Source organism: Nocardia sp. NPDC059764 (genome assembly GCF_042732555.1).
In the GTDB taxonomy this organism is placed as follows: Bacteria; Actinomycetota; Actinomycetes; order Mycobacteriales; family Mycobacteriaceae; genus Nocardia.
On the sequence record NZ_JBHWHH010000250.1, the window covers coordinates 1 to 8,037 of the forward strand.

7 protein-coding genes are annotated in these 8,037 nt (G+C 69.5%); 4 read left to right on the forward strand and 3 right to left on the reverse strand.

The features are described 5' to 3' along the window. The coding region (locus tag ACFV4K_RS33175; RefSeq protein WP_379280248.1) for a pyridoxal phosphate-dependent aminotransferase at nt 1-1,179 on the reverse strand (1,179 nt) is incomplete at its 3' end. Between the two features lie 21 nt (nt 1,180-1,200). Between ACFV4K_RS33175 and ACFV4K_RS33180 the strand changes: the two genes are divergently transcribed. Further along, the gene (locus tag ACFV4K_RS33180; RefSeq protein WP_379280250.1) at nt 1,201-1,800 is read left to right on the forward strand and encodes a winged helix-turn-helix transcriptional regulator; all 600 of its coding nucleotides are present in this window, start codon (nt 1,201-1,203) and stop codon (nt 1,798-1,800) included. A gap of 88 nt (nt 1,801-1,888) precedes the next feature. Continuing rightward, complete coding sequence (locus ACFV4K_RS33185; protein WP_379280251.1) at nt 1,889-2,572, forward strand: SIMPL domain-containing protein; 684 nt, start codon at nt 1,889-1,891, stop codon at nt 2,570-2,572. A gap of 124 nt (nt 2,573-2,696) precedes the next feature. On the opposite strand, the gene ACFV4K_RS33190 is transcribed toward ACFV4K_RS33185, so the two are convergent. Together ACFV4K_RS33190 and ACFV4K_RS33195 are read right to left on the reverse strand one after the other, a co-directional pair. Beyond that, nucleotides 2,697-4,382 (reverse strand): class I SAM-dependent RNA methyltransferase, encoded by a 1,686-nt coding sequence (locus ACFV4K_RS33190; RefSeq protein WP_379280253.1) that lies wholly within the window; start codon nt 4,380-4,382, stop codon nt 2,697-2,699. Beyond that, nucleotides 4,379-6,367 carry an APC family permease gene (locus tag ACFV4K_RS33195; protein WP_379280254.1) on the reverse strand — a complete coding sequence of 663 codons (1,989 nt, stop codon included), beginning with the start codon at nt 6,365-6,367 and terminating at the stop codon, nt 4,379-4,381. The genes ACFV4K_RS33190 and ACFV4K_RS33195 overlap by 4 nt, the downstream gene beginning before the upstream one ends. Nucleotides 6,368-6,598: 231 nt before the next feature. Here ACFV4K_RS33195 and ACFV4K_RS33200 point away from each other — a divergent pair, with 231 nt between their 5' ends. Next, entirely contained in the window at nt 6,599-7,264 is a 666-nt protein-coding gene (locus tag ACFV4K_RS33200) for a potassium channel family protein (protein ID WP_379280256.1), read from the forward strand. A gap of 16 nt (nt 7,265-7,280) precedes the next feature. Continuing rightward, nucleotides 7,281-7,991 (forward strand): potassium channel family protein, encoded by a 711-nt coding sequence (locus tag ACFV4K_RS33205; RefSeq protein ID WP_379280257.1) that lies wholly within the window; start codon nt 7,281-7,283, stop codon nt 7,989-7,991. Nucleotides 7,992-8,037 lie beyond the last annotated feature (46 nt).

Here is an 8,037-nt window from a genome sequence, read left to right on the forward strand (position 1 = left end):
ATTGAAGCCGGTGCCCTGCACGATGTGGATCTTCTCGCGGAGCAGCAGATCCAGGACGAACTGCTCGTCGTCGTGGATCTTGTACATGTCGAGATCGATGCGCGGGAAGGCGTACAGCGCGCCCTTGGGCTTCACGCACGAGATGCCCGGGATCGCGTTGAGCGCCTCCCACGCCCGGTCGCGCTGCTCGCGCAGGCGGCCGCCGGGCAGGGTCAGGTCGTAGATGCTCTGGTGTCCGCCGAGGGCGGCCTGGATCGCCTGCTGCGCGGGCACATTCGCGCACAGCCGCAGACCGGCCAGCATGGTCAGGCCCTCGAGGTAGTTCTCGGCGTGCTCGACCGGGCCGGAGACGACCAGCCAGCCGCCGCGGAAACCGGCGGCGCGGTAGGACTTCGAGAGTCCGGAGAAGGTCAGGCACAGCACATCCGGGGCCAGGGCGGCGGTGGCGGTGTGCTCGAGGTCGTCGTAGAGGATCTTGTCGTAGATCTCGTCGGAGAACACCACCAGGTGGTGGCGGCGCGCCAGCTCCAGCATCTGACGCACCACCTCGGGCGAGTACACGGCGCCGGTGGGGTTGTTCGGGTTGATGATGACCAGGGCGCGGGTGCGGTCGGTGATCTTGGACTCGATATCGGCCAGATCCGGCATCCAGTCGGCCTGCTCGTCACAGATGTAGTGCACCGGGCGGCCGCCGTTGAGCGCGGTGGCGGCGGTCCAGAGCGGGAAATCCGGTGCGGGAACCAGGACTTCGTCGCCGTTCTCCAGCAGCGCGGTCATGGCCATCATGATCAGTTCGGAGACGCCGTTGCCGAGGAAGACCTGCTCGACGTCGATCTCGCTCAGACCCAGGGTCTGGTAGTACTGCACCACCGCGCGGCGCGCCGAGAGCAGGCCCTTGGACGAGGAGTAGCCGCTCGACTGGGGCAGGTTGCGGACCATGTCCTGGAGCAGTTCGGCGGGTGCTTCGAAGCCGAAGGGCAGCGGGTTGCCGGTGTTGAGCTTCACGACGTGATGCCCCTCGGCTTCCAGGCGTGCGGCATGCTCGGCGACCGGTCCACGGATCTCGTAGGACACGCCCGACAGCTTGCTCGACTGCTTCACCTGCATGAACGACCTCTTCTCGGTGTGGTTGCCGCACACTCTACTTGGAATTTCCAAGTTTGCACTTGGTATTTCCAAGTTGTTGGTTACAGTGGGATCGTGCCACGCCGAAGCTACGACCACTACTGCACCGTGAGCCGCGCCCTCGACATCGTCGGCGACCGGTGGAATCTGCTGGTGGTCCGCGAACTCTGTTCGGGCCCGCGCCGCTACAGCGACCTGTTCGCCGACCTGCCCGGCATCAGCACCGACGTGCTGGCCGCCCGGCTCAAGGACCTCGAGCGTGACGGGATTCTCACCAAACGCCGCATCGGGCCGCGGGCGGGGACCGTGCTCTACGAACTCACCGACTCCGGTGCGGCGCTGCGGCCGGTCCTCGACACCCTCTCGGCCTGGGGCACCGCCCAGCTCGGGGAGCAGCGCGCCACCGACGCCGTCCGCGCCCACTGGTTCGCGCTCCCCCTCGGGCGGGCCGTCGCCGAACTCGTCCCCACGGGCACGGTGACAGTTCGCATCGGCGATACCGCCTTCCACTACGTGATCACCGAGACCGGACTGACTCACCACGACGGACCGGCCGACGCGCCGGACCTGGACCTCCGGCTCGATCTGGCCGCGGCGAGCGAGATCGCCACGGGCGCACTCTCACTCGCCGACACCCTCGCCGAGGCCGCGGGCAGCGGACATCCGGCCGCCTGACGCGGGCCGTCCGCGCGGCACGGGCGAGGGATCACCCGGCATCGGTAGCATCGGCCGGGTTGCGCCCGCATCGACCGAGGAGGACCGCGTGACCAGCGACAACGTCGGCACCATCACGATGATCGGATCCGGGAGCGCCAGTGCGACACCGGACATCATGCGGGTCGCCATCTCCGTGGACACCCGCGCCGACACCGTGGCCGCGGCCTACGCGCGCGCCGGGGAACGGGCCGACGCGGTGATCCAGTCGCTGCGCGGGGACGGGGTGCAGGGGCGCGACATCTCCACCAGCGGGCTGACCGTGCGGGCGGACACCGTGTGGACCGACGGCAATCGGGAGAAACTGGTCGGGTACTCAGCGGGAACGTCGCTGACCGTGACACTGCGCGATATCGCCGGGCCCGACGGGGAAGCGAAGTCCGGCCAGGACGGTGGGCCCGCCGCGATCATCGCCCACGCCGTCGCCGCCGGAGGTGACGATGTGCGGCTGGGCGGGCTGACGCTGACCGTGGCCGATGAGGAATCGCTGATGGTCCGCGCCCGCGACGAGGCCTGGGATCACGCGGTCAGCAAGGCCGAACAGTACGTGTCGCGGGCGGGCCGCAAGCTCGGTCCGGTCGTCGAGATCACCGAGAACATCTCGGGCCCGACCCCGGCCCCGCGCGTCGCCTTCGCGGCCGCCGCGAAATCCGGAGGGGCCCCGGCCATGCCGGTGGAACTCGGCGAGAGCGAGATGTCGACCAGCATCCGGGTCACCTGGCAGCTCGCCTAGCTTCGCCGAGTCAGTGCTGGACTTGGGCCAGCAGCCCGCCAACCCACCTGCGCCACAACAAGATCAGGGAGCGGTCGACGCGGGGATCCGGATGGAATCCCGCGGTGACAGCTCCCCTCGGGGGTCAGCGTTCGAAGGCGGCGATGCACTCGACGTGATGGGTGCCGGGGAAGGCGTCGAAGACGCGCAAGGCCACGGGGTGGTACCCGGCGGAACGGTAGAGGCCCACGTCGCGGGCGAAAGAGGCCGGGTCGCAGCCGATGTGGACGATGCGACGCGGGGAATGCTCGCTCAGGGCGTTGATCACGTCCTTGCCCGCGCCCGCGCGCGGCGGATCCAGGACCACGACATCCGGTGCGGCGCCGGACTGTTCGTGAATCCAGCGCTCGACCCGTTCGGCGGTCAGATCCACCCACGGCATATCCCGCAGCGCGGCCCGGCCTTCGGTGACCGCGGTGCGCGCGAACTCCACGCCGTGCACGAACCCGGTGTCGCCGACCTGCCCGGCCAGTCGCGCCGCGAACACGCCCACACCGCAGTACAGGTCCCACACCAGCGCGCCCGGCGCGGCATCGGCCCACTCGGCCACCACATCCGAATAGCACTGCGCCGCACCGTAATGCGGCTGCCAGAACCCGGTCGCCGACAGCTCCCACCGGCGCTCGGCGACATACTGCACCGCCCGCCCGGTGCCATCCACGACCCGCTCGGTCCGGGCGCTGTGCGCCGCCGCCCGCCGTGCGGCGGTACTGCGCCGATCCCCGCCGCGACCGGAGCCGCGCGCGGAACCCTCGGCGCGACCGCCCCGATCACGCCGCCCGCCGCGTTCGTCCCCGGCGGGCGCGACCTCGACCAGATGCCGCATCCCGTCACCGTCGACGGCCACCACGAGATCGGCCCCGGGCGTCCATGTCCGTTCGGCGATGCCCTCCATGGCACCGGCCATCGGCTGCGGGCATCGCAGATCCGTGATCACCTCGGTGCTTCGATAGCCGTGCACCCCGGCGCGGCCATCGGCGTCCACGACCAGCCGCACCCGGCTGCGCCAGCCACCGGCATACGCGTCGGCCGACGGCGGCCCGACCAGTCGCACACCGCGTCCGGGCTCGGCGGCCGGACTGCCGATGAGGGCACTCGCCACACGCGTGGCCACTCCCCCGATCCGGCCCGGCGCGACACCGGTGGACGCGGACGTGTCCGGGCGTCCCCCGGCGGGCGACTCGGACACTGGTCCTGATTGAGACTTTTCGGGCGCGGCAGGCTCGGGCACTTCGGAGGTGGCCGCCATCGGCTGCGACTCGGGGCGCGAACCCGCGAGCAAGGTCGCACCGAGACTAGTGGTCACACCGCGGGTGCGTCCGGAACTGCCCGGCCGGGCGATCAGCCCGGTGCGGGAGTCCTGCGCCACCGCGCCGGTCGGCAGTCCGACGGGCACCGGGATGGGTTCGACGACGAAGTCGGGCTCCCAGTCGGCGAGGCGACGCAGCTGGTCGGCGACGACCTGATGCTTGAGGGCGCGCTGGGCCTCGGGGGTTGCGAAGGTGAAGTCGCAGCAGCCCGCGCCGCCGGGGCCCGAGACCGGGCAGGTGGCGGGGACGCGGTCGGGCGACGGGTCGAGGATGTCGATGGCGTCGGCACGGCAGAACGAGCCGCCGCGATCCTCGGTGATCAGGGCCCGGACCAGCTCGCCCGGCAGTCCGTGGCGGACGAACAGCACGCGGCCCTCGTGCCGGGCCACGCAGAATCCGCCGTGGCCGGGCGGGCCGAGACGAACCTCGAAGACCTCGCCGTACCAGTCGGGTGCGCTCACGACTCGTCCCCGAAACCACGACGCACCGAACCGGGCGCGTTGACCACGCGACTGGGATGGGCCCGGCCCGCCGAGGAGGACAGCTGCCAGGGGACGCTGGTCACCATGACGCCGGGCTCGAACAGCAGGCGCCCCTTCAGGCGCAGCGCACTCTGGTTGTGCAGCAGCTGCTCCCACCAGTGGCCGACCACGTATTCGGGGATGAACACGGTGACCACGTCGCGCGGCGAGGTCTTGCGCACGCGCTTCACGTAATCCACCACGGGCTTGGTGATCTCACGGTACGGCGATTCGATCACCTTGAGCGGCACCGCGATATCGCTGGACTCCCACGCGCGTACCAGCGTCCGGGTGTCGGGTTCGTCGACGTTCACCGTGATGGCCTCGATGGTGTCGGGCCGGGTGGCGCGGGCGTAGGCCAGGGCGCGCCGGGTCGGCATGTGCAGCTTGGACACCAGCACGATGGAGTGGGTGCGGCTGGGCAGCACCGCGTCCCAATCGGCCTCGTCCAGCTCCCGCGACACGGAGTCGTAGTGGCGGCGAATGAGTTTCATCAGGCCGAAGATCGCCGCCATGGTGATGATGGCGATCCACGCGCCCGCCACGAACTTCGTGACCAGCACGATGATCAGTACGGTCGCGGTCATGGTCAGGCCGATGGCGTTGATCACCCGCGACCGCTTCATCCGCATCCGCTGAGCGGGATCGGTCTCGGTGCGCAGCAGCCGGGTCCAGTGCCGCAGCATGCCGGTCTGACTCAGCACGAACGACACGAACACGCCGACGATGTAGAGCTGGATCAGGCGCGTCACCTCCGCGCCGAACAGCGCCACGAACGCGATGGCCGCGCCCGCCAGGAACAGGATGCCGTTGCTGAACGCCAGCCGGTCACCACGGGTGTGCAGCTGACGCGGCAGGAAGCGGTCCTGCGCCAGAATCGAACCCAGCACCGGGAAGCCGTTGAAGGCGGTGTTGGCCGCCAGCACCAGGATCAGCGCGGTGACGATGGTGATGAAGTAGAACCCGGCCGGGAAGCCGGAGAACACCGCCCCCGCCAGCTGCGCCACCAGGGTCTTCTGCTCGTAGCCCGCGGGCGCGCCGATCAGGTCCGAGGTGTCGTGGGCGTAGACGATGCCGACCTTCTGGGTGAGCACGATCATGCCCATGAACAGCGTGACCGCGATGCAGCCCAGCAGCAGCAGGGTGGTCGCGGCATTGCGCGACTTGGGTTTGCGGAAGGCGGGCACACCGTTGGAGATGGCCTCGACACCGGTCAGCGCCGCACAGCCGGAGGAGAAAGCGCGGGCGATGAGGAATACGAACGCCAGGCCGAACAGATGCTCGTCCTCGGCTTTCAGTCCGAACCCGTACGACTCGGCGTGCACGGTCTGGCCCAGGAAGATCCGGATGAACCCCCAGATCAGCATGACGAACATGCCGATCATGAAGGCATAGGTGGGAATCGCGAACGCCGTGCCGGATTCGCGCACACCCCGCAGGTTGATCGCGGTGAGGATCACAATCGCGGACACCGCGAACAGCACCTTGTGCGTCGCGACGAACGGCACCGCCGACCCGATATTGGACGCCGCCGAGGAGATCGACACGGCCACCGTGAGCACGTAGTCGACCAGCAGCGCGCTGCCGACCGTCAACCCCGCGGTGGGTCCCAGGTTCTTGGTGGCGACCTCGTAGTCGCCGCCGCCGGAGGGATAGGCGTGCACGTTCTGCCGGTAACTGGCCACCACGACCGCCATCACCAGCGCGACCGCCAGACCGATCCAGGGCGCGTAGACGTAGGCGGACAGACCGGCCACCGACAGCACCAGGAAGATCTCCTCGGGCGCGTATGCCACCGAAGACAGCGCGTCCGAGGCGAAGACCGGGAGCGCGATCCGCTTGGGCAGCAGCGTATGACCGAGAGAATCGCTGCGGAATGGGCGGCCCACCAGCATGCGCTTGGCGGCCGTCGTCAACTTCGACACTCCTGGCAGCATAGGTCAGTCCGCGGGGGACCGTGTTCGCGGCGCGAACTGGGCGGCCCGCAGCCGTAGGGTGACCTCGGGCGCTGTGAGGTTTTCCGGTTCCGGTTTGAACATGTTCCGGAGGGGGAAAGTGCCCGCAGTGAAACTCGAGCGGTACGGTTGCCACCCGGCCGATATTTCGATCAAACAACCAGACCGCACACCACGGTTTTCGGGAATGGGGTTCGTACGGTGTACGTCGTGATCATGGGATGTGGGCGGGTCGGATCCTCGCTCGCCCGCGCCCTCGTCCGCATCGGCCACGAGGTCGCGGTGATCGATCAGAACTCGAGCGCCTTCCTGCGCCTGGGCCGCGACTTCCCGGGTCTGTGCATCACCGGCGTCGGCTTCGATCGAGATGTGCTGACCCGCGCCGGAATCGAACGCGCCGGCGCCTTCGCCGCCGTCTCCTCCGGCGACAACTCCAACATCATCTCCGCCCGCGTCGCCCGCGAGACCTTCGGCGTGGAGCGCGTGGTCGCCCGCATCTACGACGCCAAACGCGCCGCCGTCTACGAGCGCCTCGGGATCCCCACCATCGCCACCGTGCCCTGGACTACCGACCGGTTCCTGCGCAACCTGGTCGCGGACCAGTCCACCACCACCTGGCGCGACCCCACCGGCACCGTCGCCGTCACCGAACTCGACCTGCACGAGAACTGGTACGGGCGTTCGGTGAACGCGCTGGAGGAGGCCATCGGGGCGCGCGTCGCCTTCGTCATCCGCTTCGGACAGGGCGTGCTGCCCACGGGCAAATCCATGCTGCAGGCCGACGACCTGGTCTACATCGCCGCCACCTCCGGCAATGTCGGCGAGGCCGTCGCGCTGGCCGCCAATCCCCCTGCCCCCGAGCAATGATCGTGAAGGAAGCCCGATGAAGGTAGCCATCGCCGGGGCCGGAGCCGTCGGCCGCTCCATCGCCCAGGAACTCCTACGCAGCGGGCACCAGGTCATGCTGCTGGAACGCCGCCTCGACCACATCGACCCCACCAGCGCGCCCACCGCCGTCTGGACCCACGCCGACGCCTGCGAGCTCGAGACGCTCGAGGAAGCCGGACTCGAGACCTACGACGTGGTCATCGCCGCCACCGGCGACGACAAGGTGAACCTGGTGTTCAGCCTGCTCGCCAAGACCGAATTCGGGGTGCAGCGGGTGGTGGCCCGGGTCAACGACCCGCGCAACGAGTGGCTGTTCGACTCCTCCTGGGGCGTCGACGTCGCGGTGTCCACGCCGCGGCTGCTGGCCTCGCTCGTCGAGGAGGCGGTCTCGGTCGGCGACCTGGTGCGACTGATGACGCTGCGCCAGGGCCAGGCCAACCTGGTCGAGATCACCCTGCCCACCGATACCCCCTTGGCGGGCAAAGCCGTTCGCACCCTCACCCTGCCCCGCGACGCCGCCCTGGTCACCATCCTGCGCGGCGGGCGCGTCATCGTCCCGCAGGCCGACGATCCGCTGGAAGGCGAGGACGAACTGCTGTTCGTCACCTCCGTCGAGGCCGAGGACGAACTGCGCAAGACGCTCGGCGTCAACGGAGTCAACGGGCTCGGCGCCAACGGGCTCGGCTCGGCCGAAGCCACCGCCTGACCCGCTACCCCGGATACGGCGATGGGCCGGGCGCACCCCCTGCGCC